The 19,604-nt window shown below is 41.3% G+C and carries 18 protein-coding genes; 15 read left to right on the top strand and 3 right to left on the bottom strand.

Annotated elements, in window-relative coordinates:
* Nucleotides 1-22: 22 nt before the first annotated feature.
* The 8 genes from HED61_RS11795 (at nt 23) to HED61_RS11760 (ending at nt 5,482) form a co-directional block, all read left to right on the top strand.
* Nucleotides 23-955, top strand: coding sequence for a PLP-dependent cysteine synthase family protein (locus tag HED61_RS11795; protein WP_096711058.1), 933 nt, complete (start codon nt 23-25; stop codon nt 953-955).
* Between the two features lie 2 nt (nt 956-957).
* Nucleotides 958-2,121, top strand: a complete 1,164-nt coding sequence (locus tag HED61_RS11790; RefSeq protein ID WP_029486761.1) for a cystathionine gamma-synthase — start codon at nt 958-960, stop codon at nt 2,119-2,121.
* The gene (locus tag HED61_RS11785) at nt 2,111-2,761 is read left to right on the top strand and encodes a class I SAM-dependent methyltransferase (protein WP_113849621.1); all 651 of its coding nucleotides are present in this window, start codon (nt 2,111-2,113) and stop codon (nt 2,759-2,761) included. The genes HED61_RS11790 and HED61_RS11785 overlap by 11 nt, the downstream gene beginning before the upstream one ends.
* Nucleotides 2,758-3,213, top strand: coding sequence for an S-ribosylhomocysteine lyase (locus HED61_RS11780; protein ID WP_003126404.1), 456 nt, complete (start codon nt 2,758-2,760; stop codon nt 3,211-3,213). Before HED61_RS11785 ends, HED61_RS11780 begins: the two co-directional genes overlap by 4 nt.
* A 181-nt stretch (nt 3,214-3,394) precedes the next feature.
* A complete protein-coding gene (locus HED61_RS11775) occupies nt 3,395-3,859 on the top strand; it encodes an RNA polymerase sigma factor (RefSeq protein ID WP_003126405.1) in 465 nt (154 codons plus the stop codon).
* Entirely contained in the window at nt 3,852-4,877 is a 1,026-nt protein-coding gene (locus HED61_RS11770; protein WP_219645030.1) for a hypothetical protein, read from the top strand. The genes HED61_RS11775 and HED61_RS11770 overlap by 8 nt, the downstream gene beginning before the upstream one ends.
* A gap of 3 nt (nt 4,878-4,880) precedes the next feature.
* Nucleotides 4,881-5,198 carry a hypothetical protein gene (locus HED61_RS11765; protein WP_219645031.1) on the top strand — a complete coding sequence of 106 codons (318 nt, stop codon included), beginning with the start codon at nt 4,881-4,883 and terminating at the stop codon, nt 5,196-5,198.
* Between the two features lie 17 nt (nt 5,199-5,215).
* Complete coding sequence (locus HED61_RS11760; RefSeq protein ID WP_003126408.1) at nt 5,216-5,482, top strand: hypothetical protein; 267 nt, start codon at nt 5,216-5,218, stop codon at nt 5,480-5,482.
* Nucleotides 5,483-5,523: 41 nt separating this feature from the next.
* On the opposite strand, the gene HED61_RS11755 is transcribed toward HED61_RS11760, so the two are convergent.
* Both HED61_RS11755 and HED61_RS11750 read right to left on the bottom strand, forming a co-directional pair.
* Complete coding sequence (locus HED61_RS11755; RefSeq protein ID WP_003126409.1) at nt 5,524-6,261, bottom strand: amino acid ABC transporter ATP-binding protein; 738 nt, start codon at nt 6,259-6,261, stop codon at nt 5,524-5,526.
* Nucleotides 6,262-8,418 (bottom strand): amino acid ABC transporter substrate-binding protein/permease, encoded by a 2,157-nt coding sequence (locus HED61_RS11750; RefSeq protein ID WP_103299776.1) that lies wholly within the window; start codon nt 8,416-8,418, stop codon nt 6,262-6,264.
* Nucleotides 8,419-8,691: 273 nt separating this feature from the next.
* Here HED61_RS11750 and uvrB point away from each other — a divergent pair, with 273 nt between their 5' ends.
* The 7 genes from uvrB to whiA all read left to right on the top strand — a co-directional run bounded on the left by uvrB (nt 8,692) and on the right by whiA (nt 18,728).
* Nucleotides 8,692-10,683: an excinuclease ABC subunit UvrB gene (gene uvrB, locus HED61_RS11745; RefSeq protein ID WP_005471338.1), complete on the top strand. Its 1,992-nt coding sequence runs from the start codon at nt 8,692-8,694 to the stop codon at nt 10,681-10,683.
* Between the two features lie 14 nt (nt 10,684-10,697).
* Complete coding sequence (gene uvrA / locus HED61_RS11740) at nt 10,698-13,514, top strand: excinuclease ABC subunit UvrA (RefSeq protein ID WP_003126412.1); 2,817 nt, start codon at nt 10,698-10,700, stop codon at nt 13,512-13,514.
* Between the two features lie 299 nt (nt 13,515-13,813).
* Nucleotides 13,814-15,067, top strand: coding sequence for a carboxylate--amine ligase (locus HED61_RS11735; protein ID WP_103299778.1), 1,254 nt, complete (start codon nt 13,814-13,816; stop codon nt 15,065-15,067).
* Between the two features lie 3 nt (nt 15,068-15,070).
* A complete protein-coding gene (locus HED61_RS11730; RefSeq protein ID WP_021149805.1) occupies nt 15,071-15,775 on the top strand; it encodes an amino acid racemase in 705 nt (234 codons plus the stop codon).
* 113 nt (nt 15,776-15,888) lie between these two features.
* The gene (gene rapZ / locus HED61_RS11725) at nt 15,889-16,779 is read left to right on the top strand and encodes an RNase adapter RapZ (RefSeq protein ID WP_003126416.1); all 891 of its coding nucleotides are present in this window, start codon (nt 15,889-15,891) and stop codon (nt 16,777-16,779) included.
* Complete coding sequence (locus HED61_RS11720) at nt 16,776-17,777, top strand: gluconeogenesis factor YvcK family protein (RefSeq protein WP_005471344.1); 1,002 nt, start codon at nt 16,776-16,778, stop codon at nt 17,775-17,777. The genes rapZ and HED61_RS11720 overlap by 4 nt, the downstream gene beginning before the upstream one ends.
* Nucleotides 17,778-17,792: 15 nt before the next feature.
* Nucleotides 17,793-18,728, top strand: coding sequence for a DNA-binding protein WhiA (gene whiA / locus HED61_RS11715; RefSeq protein WP_060813334.1), 936 nt, complete (start codon nt 17,793-17,795; stop codon nt 18,726-18,728).
* A 155-nt stretch (nt 18,729-18,883) separates the two neighbouring features.
* Here whiA and HED61_RS11710 read toward each other — a convergent pair whose 3' ends face one another.
* A complete protein-coding gene (locus HED61_RS11710) occupies nt 18,884-19,399 on the bottom strand; it encodes a DsbA family protein (protein WP_003126419.1) in 516 nt (171 codons plus the stop codon).
* Between the last annotated feature and the right edge of the window lie 205 nt (nt 19,400-19,604).

Below are 19,604 nucleotides of genomic sequence, written 5' to 3'. Positions count from 1 at the left end.
TTCATTGAAAAGAAGGTTGCCCATGATCGTATCAGATATTAAAGAATTAATTGGTAAGACACCGATTTTTCAGTTTTTAGCCACTGACTACGGCGGAGAAAGCCAAAGCCGGATCTATGCGAAATTAGAATACTTAAACCCTGGAGGTAGTATCAAAGACCGATTAGGCAGTTATTTGATCTCAGAAGCAGTTGCTGCTGGAAGAATAACGAAAGACACAACCGTGATTGAACCCACCGCTGGCAATACTGGGATTGGCTTAGCTTTAGCCGGTTTGGCATATGGATTAGACATGCTTTTTGTGATTCCAGAGACATTCAGTCAAGAAAAGCAACAACTAATCAAAGCCTTAGGAGCACGAATCATTCACTCGCCTAGTCAAGAAGGCATGCAAGGGGCAATCAGGAAAGCCAAATTTCTTGCTGACCAATTGCCAAACTCTTTTTTGCCGCTACAGTTTGAAAATGAACAAAATCCGGCTGCCTATTATCGAACACTAGGTCCGGAAATCGTTCAAGAAATTCCTGAGAGAATTGACAGTTTTGTAGCAGGAGTGGGGAGTGGCGGGACTTTCGCCGGGACAGGCGCGTATTTAAAGTCGATAGATTCTACTATACGTTTGATTGCTGTGGAACCAGAAGGATCGATCTTGAATGGCGGGCCTGCTCATGAACATGCGATCGAGGGGATAGGCGTTGAAGAGAGGCCGATCTTTTTTAAGAGTCTTATGCCAGACAGCATTGAGACTATCAGTGATCCAGAGGGATTTTATTATACCCGGTTGCTGGCAGCCCGTCATGGTCTATTGGTAGGCAGTTCCAGCGGTGCAGCATTTGCAGCCGCTATCCGAGAAAGCAAGCGACTGCCAAAGGGAAGCACGATCGTCACTATCTTTCCTGACAGTGGAGATCGCTACTTGTCAAAAAATATTTATGGTCAACTAGAGGAGGCATAAACATGGAATTTCGCACAAAATTGATTCATGCTGGGATCAGTCAAGATCAAGAAACGGGGGCTGTCAGTGTACCTATCTATCAAACGTCTACCTACAAGCAAGTAGCTGTGGGACAGCCAAAACAATATGAGTACTCTCGTTCGGGCAATCCTACACGGTTTGCATTAGAAGAACTGATTGCTGAACTGGAAGAAGGCATACGTGGGTTTGCTTTTGCTTCAGGTTTAGCAGCAACCCATACTATTTTTTCTTTATTTCAGTCCGGAGACCATATTTTGTTGGGAGATGATGTCTATGGAGGCACCTTTCGACTGCTTCAGAAAATCTTCAAAAAGAATGGATTGACGTATACATTGGTTAAGACTGATGATCCCCAAGCGATTCAGCGGATTGCCGCAGCGATTCGGCCAGAAACAAGAGGAATCTTTCTGGAGACGCCTACTAATCCTTTGTTGAAAATCACAGATATTCAACAAGTTGCCACGATTGCTAAGAAAAAGGATCTCTTGACCATCGTTGATAACACATTTGCGACACCTTATTTTCAGCGTCCACTGGCATTAGGTGCCGATATTGTCATTCATAGTGCAACGAAATATCTGGGGGGCCATAGTGATGTCGTTGCTGGGTTGGTCGTAACCAATCAAGCGGAACTAGCTGAGCAAATTGGTTTTCTGCAAAATGCTATAGGTGGTGTGTTAGGGCCTCATGACAGCTGGCTAGTTCAGCGGAGCATCAAAACATTGGCTTTGAGGATGGAAGCCCATCAAGCCAATGCACTAAAAATCGCCACATTGCTTCAAGAACATGCAGCTGTAGCCAGAGTTTATTATCCGGGGTTATCAAGCCATAAAGGACATGAGATCGCCAAAAAACAAATGTCTGGTTTTAGCGGGATGATTTCATTTGAATTAAAAGCCGAAAACCGAGTAGCTGCGTTTGTTGAATCGCTAACTATTTTTACACTAGCTGAAAGCTTAGGTGGCGTTGAAAGTTTAGTTGAAGTTCCTGCGGTCATGACGCATGCTTCAATTCCACCTTCAATCAGAGAAAAAGCGGGAATCAAAGATGGCTTGATCCGTTTGTCTATTGGTATTGAAGACGCTGCCGATTTATGGACGGACTTAAAGCAAGGATTAGAAAGGGTGCTGGAAGATGGGGCGTGAATTCATTCCGATTTTTTCTGAGTGGGCCAAGCAATATGACGAGACCGTCAAAGGGAAGGATGAAGAATATCGGGAGGTTTTTCTTCATTATCCAGAATTGTTAGCAAATATTGCTGAAAAAGCAGGAGATTCTGTGATAGAATTTGGTAGTGGTACGGGAAATTTGACGTTGGAGTTGATTCGCAGAAAGAAAACAGTGTTCGCGATCGAGCCATCAGCTGCGATGCGTCAAGTAGCTGAGGCAAAGCCGGAGTTGTCACAGGTAACTTTTATTGATGGAGATATGGAACAATTTCCACAGATCAATTTTCCAATCGATACGATCGTTTCTAGTTATGTCTTTCATCACTTGAATGAAACAGAGAAACAGCGAGTGATCAAAAGATATAAAGCGCTGCTTTCTGAAGGCGGAAAAGTCATTATAGGGGATACGATGTTTTTATCCCCTGAGCATAAAGAAAGCATCCTAAGAAAGGCAATCAAAGCCAATCACTTACGATTAGCAGCGGATCTGCAACGAGAATACTACCCATTGATACCAGATATTGAAACCTATTTTCGAGCCAATGGTTATACCAGTCGCTTTAAACAAATCAATGCTTTTGTTTGGCTCGTCGAAGCGAGAGGAGAAAAAGAATGAAAATGAACGTGGAAAGCTTTAATCTAGATCATACGAAAGTCAAGGCACCTTATGTACGGGTCGCTGACAAAAAACAAGGAACAAAAGATACGATTATCAAATATGATGTTCGATTGAAACAACCGAATCAAGCACATATGGAGATGGCTAGCCTCCACTCATTAGAGCACTTGACCGCAGAATTGATTCGTAATCATGCCGATTACATTGTTGACTGGTCTCCGATGGGCTGTCAAACAGGATTTTATCTAACGGTTTTAAATCATGAAGATTATGATGAAATTTTAACTGTGTTAGAAAAAACGATGGAAGATGTGTTGAAAGCGACAGAAGTTCCAGCTAGTAACGAAGTCCAATGCGGCTGGGCAGCCAACCATACCTTAGAAGGCGCCCAACAATTGGCAAGGGAGTTTTTAGCCGAACGGGAAAACTGGTCAACCGTCTTTGCTTAAATCCATTCTAAAAAGCTGTAAGCCACACGAAACATTTCAGCGTGGTTTACAGCTTTTTTTGTTTTGTTACGTAGAAAGAACCTTCTGAATACGTAAGTAACAGTGATATACTATTCTTACTATAATATTTTTTTTTGCAACTTTTTTGTTGTTCACTCGTCTATATAAGTAAGGAGGGGTAGTGTTGGAGGAGATTTATCAGATCTATTACGAGAAAATTCAGCACTACTTTCAAAAAAGAGTGGGGGATGAGTATCAAGCAGAGGATTTAACGCAAGATGTATTTGTTAAAGTTTTTTTGGCTTTGCCAAAGACAAAGCCAGATGACTTTGAGAGGTGGCTCTTTACGATTGCTAAGTTTACACTATATGATTTTTACCGTCGTAAGCGGTATCTTTTGGTAGCGGAAGAAGTCGATACTTTGATGCAGGAGATTCCTATCGAAGACCAAGATAGTCTTGAAAAAGAAGAAGCGCTCCGTCATGTGAATCAATTGCCTAACAAATTAAGGCATCCTTTGATATTGGCGATTCGCGGCTATAGCTATCAAGAAATAGCAGAAATATTAAATCTAACGTTAAGTACAGTGAAATCTCGTGTTTTTCAAGCGAGAAAACAAGTGAAAAGCAGGTGGTCACATGGATAAAAAACAGTACCAGCGATTACAAAAGTCAGTGGATCGTACAAAGAAAAGCATGGTACTCCAAATGATCTATAGCGTGTTGTTTTGGGGGATGGTAGTGCTTGTTTTATGCTACTTTTTACCATTAGCCTATTATCGTGCAACCGGAAATGACCGCGAGGATTATCAATCGATTCCTTCGGCGATGAATGCTCCATATTCGGAAGATGCGCTTAAGAATGATACGTTAGAGAAGTACCGCTACTATTGGTATGAGATGGGACAGCGAAACCTCCATTACGATCCTATCAATCGGCAATCTCTGCTTGCATTTTTGGGGAAAGAGGACGTTTATCCGGTCATTTCTCGTTTAGGAAATCAGAAGACGGTCGCGTACACAGTCGAAAATCGCTATATTTTTGATCAGGCAGTTCAGACAATTGTTTCCAGCGATACGCTGACCGCATTTGCTCCCTCTGCAACACTATATGAGCCAGGCAATGCGGTTTCGACCTATGACTCCTTTCTCGCCTATTTACGTTCACTCGGCGAGTACAAGCAGGCTGAAATTTCTATTACTTTAAAAAATCCTCAAATTCCTAGTGAGCTAAGGGAAAAACTGGCTGATTTGTCTGTTCAACATTATAGTATTGATTATCATTCAGGCAATATTTTTGGTTATTCAGATGAAATGGTTCGTCAGACAACAGGAAATAATTATGATCGGCAAGTAACAGAAAGCGTCGCGCAAGGACTGGTTTTTTTGGAAAAATATTATCCGACTTTTGGGAATCTAGGCTGGGATAGTCCTGACAATCTCCATTTTACCAATGATCTTACCAATCAAATCAATTTCTATGATTTCGGCGACATTCTAAATTATGTCAAAGATAATGGTGTGAAAGTAAGTGCCGTTCATGTATCGGCCTCTTGCACTGAATTAGCTCGATGGTTAGCGGAGAATCGGTTGCTTGTCATGAGAGTCCAGCTGCAGCAGCTCTCAGATATCATGGTCCAAGATGTAATCACGGAAGGAGAATGAGTATTGTTGAAAAAAATTCCATTTAGCAAACTATTCCGTTGGTTTGCAAAAGGGTATTCATTGGTGTTTTTGTCTTGTTATGTTTTCAGTCGTTTCATTCTTTTTCGTTTCAGTTCTTTTAGGTTAAGCACAGGGAGTGATCAACTAACGACCAGAACCTATTCAAGTAATTTGATTGGCTTATTCTTTGAACCGACTATTTTATTGCTGATCATTGGCGGTTTGCTGTATCTTGCTTGGAAAGAAAAACACTGGATCAGAGAATTGATGTATCCAGTTGTTGTTTTGTTATTAATAGTCATTGGAACAATTCTTTATTGATCAAAGGAGGGTATGGGATGAGTTTTTTTAAGGAAATAAAGGAGCAGCGGCAGCAAAAGAAAGAAGCGAAGAAACAAGAATTGCGTAAAAAGAACGCTGAATTAAGGAAACAAGGAAAAGATCCGCTGAAAGGCTGGGGGCAAATGATGGATACTGGTGCTGGGGGATTCAACAAAGCCAATCCAATCGATACAAAAGTTTATTTTGGTGAAAAGCAGAAACGAATCGCTTTAGAAGCACAGTACAAAAAGCAGCAACGAGAAACTAAAATGTCAGATGAATAACAAAATCCGCAGAAAACGACCAAGTTTTCTGCGGATTTTGTTTAGATATTCAAGACTTTGTCTAAAAAGTCTTTGGTCCGTTCGTTTTTCGGACTAGTGAAAATTTGTTCTGGTGTGCCGTCTTCTAGGAAATTTCCGCCATCGATAAACATGACGCGATTGGCTACTTCTTTAGCAAAACCCATCTCATGGGTAACGATAACCATCGTCATGCCTTGTTTTGCCAATTTTTTCATAACATTCAAAACATCACCGACCATTTCAGGGTCCAACGCAGATGTAGGTTCATCAAACAGCATAACATCAGGATTCATAGCTAATGCACGGGCGATGGCTACCCGTTGTTTTTGACCACCAGATAGATTGTCTGGATACATGTCTTTTTTGTCAGCTAAACCCACTGTGTCCAGCAATTGAATGGCTTTTGATTCAGCTTCATTACGGGACATCTTTTTTAAATCCATCGGTGCTAAGATAATATTCTCTAGTACAGAAAGATGAGGAAACAGATTGAAATGTTGAAAAACCATGCCTATGTGTTGACGGACGGCATTGATATTGGTGTTTTTATCCATTAGATGAGCACCATCGATAATGATATCACCACTAGTAGGTTCTTCTAAACGGTTCAAGCAACGCAGGAAAGTAGATTTTCCTGAGCCAGAAGGACCGATAACACAAACGACTTCGCCTTCTTGGATCGAGACATTGATATCATTTAAAACAGTGTTATCCCCATATTTTTTTACAAGATTTTCGACTAAGATTTTTTCCTTCATTTATTTCACCTTCTTTTCTAAAACTTTAGCAAGTTTTGTTAAGGCTGTGATAACAATTAGATACATGACAGCAACGATTAGATAAACATAGGTACTTTGTGTGGTTCTTGCGACAATGATCTTACCAGTTTGCAGCAGCTCCACAACACCAATAACCGAAATGATTGTCGTATCTTTCAGCGAGATAACGAATTGATTGACGAAAGATGGGATCATGATCTTGATGGCTTGCGGCAAAATGATTTTTTGCATGGTTCGGGTATAGGTCAATCCCAAACTGCGGGAAGCTTCCATTTGGCCTACAGGAACAGCCTTGATCCCTCCGCGAACGATCTCTGCGATATACGCACTAGCGTTCAGTGTCAAAGTGATGACTCCTGCAGCAAAGTCGGGGATTGTAATCCCAATTGCATCCGAAAGGCCAAAGAAAATGAAGAAAGCTAACACCATCATTGGTATCCCGCGAATAATATCGACATAGATACCGGCGAAGATACGCAAAGCTCGGATTGGGGACACGCTGAAGAGTCCCAAGATGATCCCAATGATCAACGCTAAAGCAAAGGAGATCAATGCAAGCAGCAGGGTATTCCATAAACCTTTTAGCAAAACTTTGTAATTGTTTTTGATTAAACCAGCGACTGTTGATTCATCGGCTTTCTTTTCTGTAGCCGAACCGTCTTTGATATAACGGCCGACGATTTCATCGTATTCGCCAGTTCGTTTCATTTCTTTTAACGCTTCATTGAACATTTGGATCAATTCAGGATTTTGGCCTTTTTTGACGGCAAACCCATATTGTCCGCCCACTTCTTTTTCAATCGGCGTACTTAGTTTTTGTCCTTGACTGATGGCGTAGCCAATGACTGGGTAATCATCCATCATGGCGTCGATCTGACCGCCACTGACTGCAGCATAAAGTTGATCAGCTGCGTCATAATACTTAATGGTATAGCCGTATTTGTCTTCATTTTCAATCAAGAAGTCTGCACTCTCGGTACCAACTTTAGCACCAACTGTTTTTCCTTCTAAATCTTCATAAGACTTGATACTATCGTTTCCTTCTTTGACCGCAATTTGAATACCACTTTCAAAGTAGGAGTCTGAGAAGTCATACGCTTTTTTGCGTTCATCATTGATACTCATCCCAGCAATCATACCATCCGCTTGATTCCCATCTAACGCTTGTAGCGCTCCTGAGAAACCAATGAAATTAAACTCAATGTTGAATCCTTGCATTTCCGCCGCTCTAGTTAAGAGATCAACATCGATTCCGACATATTCATTGTCTTCATTTTGAAACTCGAAAGGTGCGAATGCAGAGTCACTTGAGATTCGATAGACGTCTTTTTTCGGTTCAACTTTAACCATTTCACTTGCTTCATCAGAAGTGCTTTCTGATGAAGCAATATAAGTAGCAATGATTTCGTCGTATTTACCACTGGATTTCAACTCTTTTAGACCAGCGTTGAATTTAGCCAGTAATTCAGGATTTTGGCCTTTTTTGACTGCGAACCCGTAAGATGCCCCTTTTTCAGGCTCACCCACAAGTTTCATAGCTTCACCATTACTAATCGCATAACCTAAGACTGGATAGTCATCAAAGATGGCCACAACTGTTCCATTGCGAACGGCACCATAAAGCCCGCTAGCATCATCATAGTTTTTGATAGAGTAGCCATATTTTTTTTGATTGGTTTCTAGAAAACGAGCACTCTCGGTACCAACTTTAGCGCCAACTGTTTTATCTTTCAAATCAGCGTAAGTTTTGATATCTTGGTTGTCTTTTGCGACAGCCATCTGAATCCCACTGTCGAAGTAAGGATCTGAAAAATCAAAGGTTTCTTTCCGTTCGTCTGTAATACTCATCCCAGCGATCATCCCATCAAGTTGATTGGATTGGACGCCCTGTAACGAGGAATCAAAGCCTAATGGGCGCAAATCAACAGCAAAGCCTTGATCTTCAGCAATAGCATTTAACAGATCAATGTCGATCCCTACATACTCATTTTTTTCGTTTTGAAATTCGAAAGGAGCAAATGTCAGGTCTGTTCCGATTTTATACGTTGTTTCTGCTGCACTGACTGGCTTGTTCGCAAAAGCGAAAAAGCAGAAAATCACTGAAAACAGTGCACAAAACATATATTTTCTTTTCAAGAAAATTCCCCCTTTTGATTTTAACGTATTTTTAGATTATAGGTATTTTTGTAAAAACACACAAGTCTTTCGGTCAATATTTGCAAAAAACAGCGCTATTTCTGACATTGGGTGTTAGAAAAACTGACATCTTAAGTAAAGTTAAACTAGCAGAATAAAAAGTACAAAAGATGGCGAAAGTATGTTCGCTATGGTATACTATTCTATGGAAAAGCGTCAGCTTTCTTTTTGTTTCACGGACGCTTCGCAAATATAAATACAGGGGGAATGAAGATGATCGAAAGAACGACTTCCCATGAATTTGAATTAATCTCAAAATATCAGCCGGCAGGAGATCAGCCAGAAGCCATCCATCAATTGGTCGATGGCGTCGTTGGGGGCAAGAAGGCGCAGATTTTGTTGGGGGCAACTGGAACAGGGAAAACCTATACTGTTTCAAACTTGATCAAAGAGGTCAATAAGCCAACACTGATTATCGCACACAACAAAACATTGGCGGGTCAATTATACGGTGAGTTCAAGGAATTCTTTCCTAATAATGCAGTAGAATATTTTGTCAGCTATTATGACTATTATCAACCAGAAGCATATGTACCTTCCAGTGATACTTACATTGAGAAAGATTCAAGTATCAATGATGAGATCGACAAGCTGCGGCATTCGGCGACCAGTTCATTACTGGAACGCAACGATGTGATCGTGGTTGCATCAGTCTCTTGTATTTTTGGTTTGGGTTCACCAATCGAATATGCTAAGCAAGTGGTTTCTTTACGAGTAGGAATGGAAAAACCGCGGGATCAACTACTGAAAGAAATGATCGACATACAATTTGAACGCAATGATATCGATTTCCAACGGGGACGCTTTCGTGTTCGAGGAGATGTGGTAGAAATTTTTCCGGCATCGCGGGACGAGCGGGCATTACGCATCGAGTTTTTTGGCGATGAGATCGATCGAATTCGAGAAGTGGATGCGTTGACTGGGGAGATTTTAGGGGAAACGGAACACGTTTCTATTTTCCCAGCTACTCACTTTGTGACCAACGAAGACCATATGGAACATGCTATCGCTTCGATACAAAAAGAACTCGAAGATCGATTAGCTGTTCTTCGAAGTGAGAACAAATTATTGGAAGCACAACGTTTAGAGCAACGCACCAATTATGATATCGAAATGTTGCGGGAAATGGGCTACACATCCGGGATCGAAAACTATTCACGACACATGGATGGGCGCAAAGAAGGCGAACCACCTTACACGTTGCTGGACTTCTTTCCTGATGATTTCCTGATCGTGATTGACGAGTCTCACGTAACGATGCCCCAGATTCGTGGGATGTACAACGGCGACCGTGCCCGCAAACAAATGCTGGTGGATTATGGCTTTCGTTTACCGTCTGCGTTAGATAACCGGCCGTTACGTTTAGAAGAATTTGAAGAACATGTGAATCAGATCGTTTATGTCTCAGCAACGCCGGGACCTTACGAGCATGAACAAACGGATACCGTTATCCAACAGATCATTCGTCCAACAGGGTTATTGGATCCAGTAGTAGAGGTTCGCCCGATCATGGGGCAAATTGATGATCTTGTAGGAGAAATCAATGAGCGGGTAGAGAAAGATCAACGGGTCTTTGTTACCACATTGACGAAAAAAATGGCAGAGGATCTGACCGATTATTTTAAAGAGTTAGGAATCAAAGTCAAATATCTTCACAGTGACGTCAAGACACTTGAGCGGACAGAGATCATTCGCGATTTGCGGCTTGGTGAATTTGATGTATTAGTCGGGATCAATCTGCTTCGAGAAGGGATCGACGTTCCTGAAGTTTCTCTCGTAGCGATCTTAGATGCGGATAAAGAAGGATTCTTGCGTAGTGAGCGTTCTTTGGTCCAAACAATTGGTCGAGCTGCTCGGAATTCTGATGGTAAAGTGATCATGTATGCGGATAAAATGACTGACTCTATGCAGCGAGCGATTGATGAAACAAGTCGCCGCCGCAGTATCCAAGAGGCGTATAATAAAGAGCATGGCATCGAACCAAAAACGATCATTAAGGAAATTCGCGATTTGATCGCTATTACGAAAGTTGCGGAAGAGTCAGGCGATTATACAACCACTTCGTATGAAGACATGACTCGTGAAGAGAAAGCAACTCTCTTATTGAAACTGGAAAAAGAAATGAAAGATGCCGCAAAAGCATTAGACTTTGAAACTGCAGCTACTTTACGAGACACGATCTTGGAATTGAAAGCAGCTGAGTAAAAGGAGACAAGAGAATGGCAAATGATAAAATCGTAATCCATGGCGCTCGCGCACACAATTTAAAGAACATTGATGTGACGATTCCTAGAGATAAACTGGTTGTTGTGACCGGTTTGTCTGGTTCAGGAAAGAGCTCTTTGGCGTTTGATACCCTTTATGCAGAAGGACAGCGGCGGTATGTGGAAAGCTTGTCTGCATATGCACGACAATTTCTAGGACAAATGGATAAGCCAGATGTGGATAGTATCGATGGACTGAGTCCAGCGATCTCCATTGATCAGAAAACGACGAGTAAGAATCCTCGCTCAACGGTCGGTACGGTGACCGAGATCAATGACTATCTGCGTTTGCTGTACGCCCGTATTGGACACCCGATCTGCCCGAATGATCATATTGAGATCACTAGTCAATCAGTGGAACAAATGGTCGACGAAGTACTGGCATTGCCAGATCGGACAAAGATCCAGTTGTTGGCACCGATCGTTTATCAAAAGAAAGGCCAGCACAAAAAAGTTTTTGAAATGATTCAACGAGAAGGGTATGTGAGGATTCGAGTAGACGGTGAAATCTATGATGTTTCTGAAGCGCCTGAACTGGAAAAAAATAAAAAACACGACATCGCCATCGTGATTGACCGGATCGTTGTCAAAGAGGGCATTCGTTCGCGATTGTTTGATTCTTTTGAAGCCGCATTACGTTTGGCAGATGGCTACGCTGTAGTAGATGTGATTGGTCAAGAAGAAATGTTGTTTAGTGAACACTATTCTTGTCCTTATTGCGGATTCACAGTAGGCGAGTTAGAACCACGTTTGTTTTCTTTCAATGCACCTTTTGGGGCTTGTCCGGATTGTGATGGATTAGGGGTAAAATTAGAAGTTGATACTGATCTAGTGATTCCTGATACTAGCAAAACGTTGCGTGAAGGTGCGATCGTTCCTTGGAATCCCATCAGTTCACAATATTATCCACAAATGCTGGAACAAGCTTGCTTGGAATTCAATATTGACATGGACACGCCTTTTGAAGAATTGCCAGAAGAACACCAAGCAATTATTTTGAATGGTTCCAATGGCGAAATGTTCCATTTTCATTATGAAAATGATTTTGGCGGTGTACGGGACGTTGAAGTACCCTTTGAAGGAATTCTTCCTAATATCAAACGTCGCTATCATGAAACCAATAGTGATTTCACCCGGGAACAAATGCGTCTGTACATGACAGAATTGACCTGTAAAACCTGTCATGGCTACCGGCTAAACCCGCAAGCATTATCCGTCAAAGTGAATGGCAAGCATATTGGTGAACTTAGTGAGATGGCAATTAACAACGCCTTATCATTTGTCGAAAAATTAACGCTCTCTGAACAAGAAAAGATGATCGCAAAACCGATCGTCAAAGAAGTGGATGACCGGTTAAGCTTTTTGCGCAATGTGGGATTGGATTATTTGACTTTAAGTCGGGCTTCTGGCACTTTGTCCGGGGGCGAAGCTCAACGTATTCGCTTAGCGACACAAATTGGTTCCAATCTTTCTGGTGTGCTTTATATCTTGGATGAACCTTCGATCGGTCTTCATCAGAGAGACAATGACCGCTTATTGGATTCATTGCGTAAAATGAGAGATCTTGGCAATACATTGATTGTGGTCGAACATGATGAAGACACCATGCGTTCTGCCGATTATTTGATTGATGTAGGTCCGGGAGCTGGACATGCTGGCGGCGAGATCGTTGCAGCAGGGACCCCAGAGGAAGTTGCGGCTAATGAACATTCGCTGACTGGACAATATCTTTCAGGAAAACGGGAGATTCCAACGCCGGCAGAACGTCGAGCAGGAAATGGACAGTCCATTCGCTTGACTGGCGCAGCTGAGAACAACTTGAAAAATGTCAGCGTTGATTTCCCTCTTGGAAAGTTTATTGCTGTGACTGGGGTATCTGGTTCGGGAAAATCAACATTAGTGAATGAAATTTTGAAAAAAGCTTTAGCACAAAAAATCAACCGCAATTCGAACAAACCGGGAAAATATAAGAAACTAACCGGATATGAAGCAATCGAAAAGCTAATCGACATTGACCAAAGTCCCATCGGGCGAACCCCTCGAAGTAATCCGGCAACTTATACAAGTGTTTTTGACGACATTCGTGATTTGTTTGCAAAAACCAATGAAGCCAAAGTCCGCGGTTATAAAAAAGGTCGCTTCAGCTTTAATGTCCGCGGCGGTCGCTGTGAGGCGTGTAAAGGAGATGGGATCATCAAGATCGAGATGCATTTCTTGCCGGATGTCTATGTTCCTTGTGAGGTTTGCCACGGCAAACGATACAATTCAGAAACCCTCGAAGTGCATTACAAAGGGAAGAATATAGCAGAGATCCTTGAGATGACGGTCGAAGATGCTGTCGAATTCTTCAAACATATTCCTAAGATCCATCGAAAATTACAAACGATCGTTGATGTAGGTCTAGGGTATGTCACGATGGGGCAACCGGCAACCACTTTGTCAGGTGGGGAAGCACAGCGAATGAAACTTGCCAGTGAACTCCACAAAAATTCTCATGGAAAAAGCTTCTATATATTAGATGAACCTACAACTGGTTTGCATACGGATGATATTGCTCGTTTATTGAAAGTCTTGGAGCGTTTTGTTGATGCAGGGAATACAGTTCTAGTGATCGAGCATAATCTTGATGTGATCAAATCAGCAGATCATGTGATTGATTTAGGTCCAGAAGGCGGCGAGGGCGGAGGAACGATCCTTGCAACTGGTACACCTGAAGAGATAGCAGCAGTTCCTGAAAGCTATACCGGAAAATACCTCAAGAAAGTCTTATGAGAGAGGTAGGATAAAGGCGGAGATAAAGGGGATTTTAGCAAAATTTAATATTTACTGTAATAATTCTGCAAATTCTCAAATAACTCTTGTAATGCACCGTTTATTTGTTAAAATAGCAATAGGTAAATGTCTATTCGTAACAGAATAAACGACCTATAAGTTCTATCCGTTCAAAGAAGAGGAAGGCAATCAGAGGTACATACTTTGATTGCTTTTTTCTTTATGGTATTATAGGTCTGTTGTAACAAAGTAAATAGGTAAAAATCTAAATTTATATATGCAAAAGAGAGAGTGGTTTTATGAATCCGGAAAAATTCGTTCCTATTTTGTTAGGAAGCGATATGAATGTCTATGGTATGGCAAGAGCCTTTCACGAAGCATATGACATCCAGTCAATTGCTTATGCTGGGACACAGCTTGCCCCCACCCGCTATAGCAAAATCGTCAAGGTCAATCAAGTAGCAGGATTTGATCATGATCCTGGTTTTTTAGATACATTGATTGATTTGGCAAAAACCACTTATAACGATCCCTCTATGACTTATTTGTTGATTCCTTGCGGGGATGGTTATGCTGAATTGTTAGCGAAACATAAAGCAGATTTAGCGTCATATTACACATTTATTGCGAATGATTATTCTTTGTTGAAACGATTGATCAATAAAGTGAGTTTCTATGAAGTGTGTGAAGAGTTTGGCTTACCTTATCCAAAAACTTTTATTTTGACACCAGATCTATTAGAGGATGGCCGCTTTACTCAAGAACTGCCATTTGAGTTTCCCGTGGCATTAAAACCGGCAAATAGTGTCGCTTGGTTATCTGTTGATTTCGAAGGACGGAAGAAAGCCTTTATTATTGAAGATCGTGCCGAGTTCGATAAGATTGTTGAGCGGATTTATCAAGCTGGCTATAATTACGAGATGATCGTGCAAGATTTTATTCCAGGGGATGACAGCAATATGCGTGTGCTGAATGCCTATGTTGACAAAGACCATAATGTACGAGTGATGGCATTGGGTCATCCACTTTTAGAAGATCCAACTCCTGGAGCAGTCGGCAATTACGTGGTTATTCTGCCGGATGAAAACCAACAAATCTATCAAATGATTTCGACGTTCTTAAAACAAATTCAATATGTTGGCTTTGCCAATTTTGATTTGAAATATGATAGCCGAGATGGGCAATACAAATTATTTGAAATCAATCTTCGTCAGGGGAGAAGTAGCTTTTTCATCACATTAAGTGGATTGAATCTTGCTAAATTTCTGACAGAAGACTTAGTATTTGATGTGCCTTTCCAAGAAACTGTTTATGGGAAAGCAGATGCTCCAACAGCGAAGCTTTGGTTGGGTGTACCGAAAAACATCTTTTTGGATTATGCCAATGAAAATGAAGAAAAAGAACGGGCTAAAAAGCTGCTAGCCGAAAATCGCTGGGGGACTACCGTTTTTTATGACAAAGATCTCTCCATCAAACGTTGGATTCTACTAAAAAGAATGTTCTATCTTTACAACAAACGATTTAAACTGCATTTCCATTCGAAAGAAGGCTAGTCTATGGAAAACTTCTTTAGTATCTTAGGTGGAATGGGAACGATGGCGACTGAAAGTTTTGTACGAATCTTGAACCGTCGAACCGTTGCTCATAAAGACCAAGATTATTTGAACTATGTGTTATTCAATCATGCGACAGTGCCAGATCGCACTGCGTATATCTTGAACAACGATTTAGAAGATCCTGTTCCTTATTTGCTTGATGACATCGCTAAACAGAACTTATTACAGCCAAATTTTATTGTACTGACATGCAATACTGCGCATTATTTCTTTGATCAGTTGCAAGAAGCCACACCGATTCCGCTGCTTCACATGCCGCGGGAAGCTGCTAAATCTTTGCAAAAAGAAGGTGTTACCGGGAAAGTGGCCTTTTTAGGAACAGAAGGTAGTATCAAGGCTGGGATTTATGAAGCCGAGTTACGTGCTTGTGGCTTTGATGTCTACTTGCCTGAGCCGCAATTACAACAAAAAGTAAATACATTGATTTATGATCGGATCAAAGAATCTGATACATTAGACCAAGATCTTTATTTTGAGATCTTAGAAGAAGTAACGCATAAAATTGGTTGTGAGAAAGCTGTCCTAGGCTGTACCGAACTTTCATTGATGGAAGAATTCACGGAAAATAATCCTTATCCGGTAGTCGATGCGCAATCGATTTTAGTCGATCGAACAATTGAAAAAGCGTTAACTTATCGAAATTGAGCGAGGCATTGACATGGGAGTCAACTCTCATGTTGATGCTTTTTTTGTGCGGTAGTGTTTAAATGATACGCCCGGCATGATATACTGTTAATGAGTGAGGAAGGAGTTTTACGATGACAGAAGTAGATAATTTAGAACTAGTGATCATCACTGGTATGAGTGGAGCAGGAAAAACCGTTGCTATTCAAAGTTTTGAGGACATGGGCTATTTTTGTATTGACAACATGCCGCCGAGTTTAATTCCTAAATTCTGGGAATTGATCAAAGAGTCAGGGAAAGTGACCAAAATTGCATTGGTCGTTGATTTGCGTTCGCGTTCCTTTTTTGAAGAAATCCAAAGCATGCTGATCGATATCGAGAATACTCGATTCATCGATACAAAAATATTGTTCTTAGATGCTACAGACAATGAGTTGGTTTCTCGTTATAAAGAGACACGCAGAGCCCATCCCCTTGCGATGGACGGCTTAATAACGGAAGGGATCCGTAAAGAGCGTGCGATCTTGGAAGACTTGAAGACAAAAGCGAATATCGTGATCGACACGACAACTTTAACACCAAGACAGCTGCGAGAAAAGATCAATCAAGAATTTCGTTCTTCCCATGAACATGGATTTCGGGTGGAAGTTGTTTCCTTTGGCTTCAAATACGGATTGCCTATCGATGCGGATATCGTGATGGACGTGCGATTCTTACCAAACCCACATTATATACCCGAATTGCGTCCGCTAACGGGAAAAGATGAAACCGTATATGACTATGTCATGTCTTTTCCAGAAACTGAAGAGTTTTATCAGCAATTTGAGACATTGCTTGAAACTATAATGCCTGGGTATATCAAAGAAGGAAAAAGCAGTTTGACGGTCGCAATTGGTTGTACGGGCGGACAACATCGTTCAGTCGCTTTATCTGAACGGATCAGCGCTGCTTTAGCAAAAAATTACAAAGTCAATGTGACCCATCGTGACAAAGATAAGCGCAAAGAGACGGTGAATCGATCATGAAAATGAAAACCTATCGAATCCGTAAACCTAAGATCGTTGTCATTGGGGGCGGAACTGGCCTGCCGGTCATTTTAAAAAGTTTGCGGAATCAAGGTGTTGATATCACAGCAATTGTGACGGTCGCAGATGATGGTGGCAGCAGTGGTGAGATCCGCAACCTAGTTTCGTCTATTTCGCCTCCAGGTGATTTGCGCAATGTGCTGGCTGCTTTGTCAGATATGCCGCAACTCTATAATGATATTTTTCAGTATCGGTTCAAGAAAGAAGACAAATTTCTTGCAAACCATGCCTTAGGTAATTTGATCATTGCCGCCATTGCGGAAATGCGCAACAGTACCTATGAAGCGATCCAGATACTTTCAAAAATCATGCACATTGATGGCCATGTCTATCCCTCTTCTGACCAACCTTTGATTTTGCACGCTGTTTTTAAAGACGGGACAGAAGCAGTGGGAGAATCCAAAATTGCCTTGGATCGTAAAACCATCGATCACGTGTTTGTGCGGAATCAAGATGACGAAAATGAACCCAAAGCTGCACGTAAAGTTGTGACGTCGATATTAGAAGCTGATATGATCGTATTAGGACCGGGTAGCTTGTTTACGAGTATCTTGCCGAATTTGATGATCAGTGAGATCGGACAGGCGTTGCTGGAAACGGCAGCGGAGACTGTTTACATCTGCAATATCATGACGCAAAAAGGGGAAACAGAACACTTTACTGATGCAGATCATGTTCGAGTTTTGCATCAACATTTAGGGAAGTCTTTTATTGATACCGTGTTAGTCAATACAGAGAAGGTCCCAGAAGGCTATATGGATCCAGAAATCTACGATGAATACCTTGTCCAAGTGAAACATGACTTCCAAGGACTGCGGAATGAAAGTTGTCGCGTGGTTTCAGCGGATTTCTTAGAGTTACGTGATGGCGGTGTCTTTCATGACGGTGATAAAGTGATCGATGAATTACTGCGGATCGTCTACGGTGCCAAAATCTAGAAAGGAGGCGACGCTATGTCCTTTGCAGCAGAAGTCAAAAAGGAACTGACATCACTAGAAGTACATCGGGAACATGCAAAAGCAGAATTAGCTGCTTTGATACGAATGAATGGATCGTTAAGTATTAATAACCAGCAGTTCGTTCTCAATGTGCAAACAGAAAATGCTGCCATTGCTCGGCGGATTTATTCCTTATTGAAAGATCACTACAATGTCCGAAGTGAGCTGTTGGTTCGTAGAAAAATGAAGTTGAAAAAGAACAATGTTTACATCGTTCGCTTAAAACAAGAGACCAAACGTGTATTGCTAGATTTGGATATTATGGATGGATTGATGTTTCATAGTCATGTATCGGATGAAATTATGGGGAATGCCCAAAAAATGCGTTCCTATTTACGGGGGGCATTTATGGCATCAGGTTCAGTCAACAATCCAGAGACCAGCCGCTATCATTTAGAAATCTATTCGATCTATGAAGAGCACAATCAAGATATCTGCGATATGTTGAACTATTATGGATTGAATGCGCGATCCCTTGAACGACGAAATGGCTTTATTTCTTATTTAAAGGGCGCAGAAAAAATCGCCGATTTTCTCACACTGATCGGCGCGACCAATTCGATGCTCAAGTTTGAAGATGTTCGGATTGTCCGCGACATGCGCAATTCAGTCAATCGTTTGGTGAATTGTGAAACAGCAAATATGAACAAGACCATCGATGCAGCTTCCAAACAGATTGACAATATTGAATTTATTCAACAACGGGTGGGGCTGGGAGCTCTTCCAGAGAAGCTGCAGGAAATTGCCGAATTGCGATTGGAACATCCTGAAGTCAGCTTGAAGGAGTTGGGAGAGATGATTCCTTCTGGAGCGATCTCCAAATCAGGCATCAACCATCGAATCCGTAAAATCAATGAATTTGCGGATCGTTTGCGAGATAAAGTCAGTTAAACTAACCTGTGCCACAGGTCATAACAAGACAACAGTTGAAGGGATAGAATGAAGCTAAAACGGCTAAGTATCAAGTAGTTTTGGCTTCGTTGGACCGCATGTGCGAGTCGATTATCCTTCAAGAGTGGGTTGCTGTTAGAACTGTGGCACAGGTTTTATTCATTGATCAATTGTGTCAACTCATCCGCTGAGATTGATTCATCGAAAATGTGACTGCCTACGATAACGGTCGGCACAAATTGAATATTTGCTTTTCGGGCTTCTTCCACGATTTCACCAGCATACGTGGAATGGTTATGTTCGGTTAATCCTAGCTGGTTTTGCGCAAATTCTGCAACCTCCTCTAAAGTTAAATGTCCCCATTGATCTTGTGTTTGATAGATTTTAGTAATATCTGCGATCGTTTGAGCAGGATTATCCGTTGCTACAAACCGATGCATCACATTTCCCCGTTGAAGAGACTCTTTTTCTTTATCGAATAATTTGATCACTCGTTGAACTTTTCCCGCAGCAACAGCTTCGGTTAGGATCGGCAATGACTCTTCAAACCATTTGCGGCAATAAGGACAACGAAGATTCATGAATTCAATGATTGGCTTAGCATTTTCATCACCAATCTTGATTCCAGTAGTCGTATTTGTTTCTTTAGCTTTGATAATTGAAATATCCATGTTTCATCCTCCTTTTTTTTAAGTTTAACAGAATTTCAACTAGAAAGAAAAGGAGAAACAACCAAATGAAATTTGTGAAAAAATCTTAGATTAGATAGAAACTGTATCGTTTGCTCTTTCACTAAATCGCTGCTATTTTGATTTGCAGTATTTATTCAAGTAGATTTTTCAGCTATAATGGATTGTGTGAGAATGCTCAAAATGG

It is taken from the genome of Enterococcus gallinarum, from assembly GCF_021496385.1.
Lineage (GTDB): Bacteria > Bacillota > Bacilli > Lactobacillales > Enterococcaceae > Enterococcus_D > Enterococcus_D gallinarum.
Note: the sequence above shows the minus strand (reverse complement) of the source record. Positions and strands in the feature narration are given on the sequence as shown.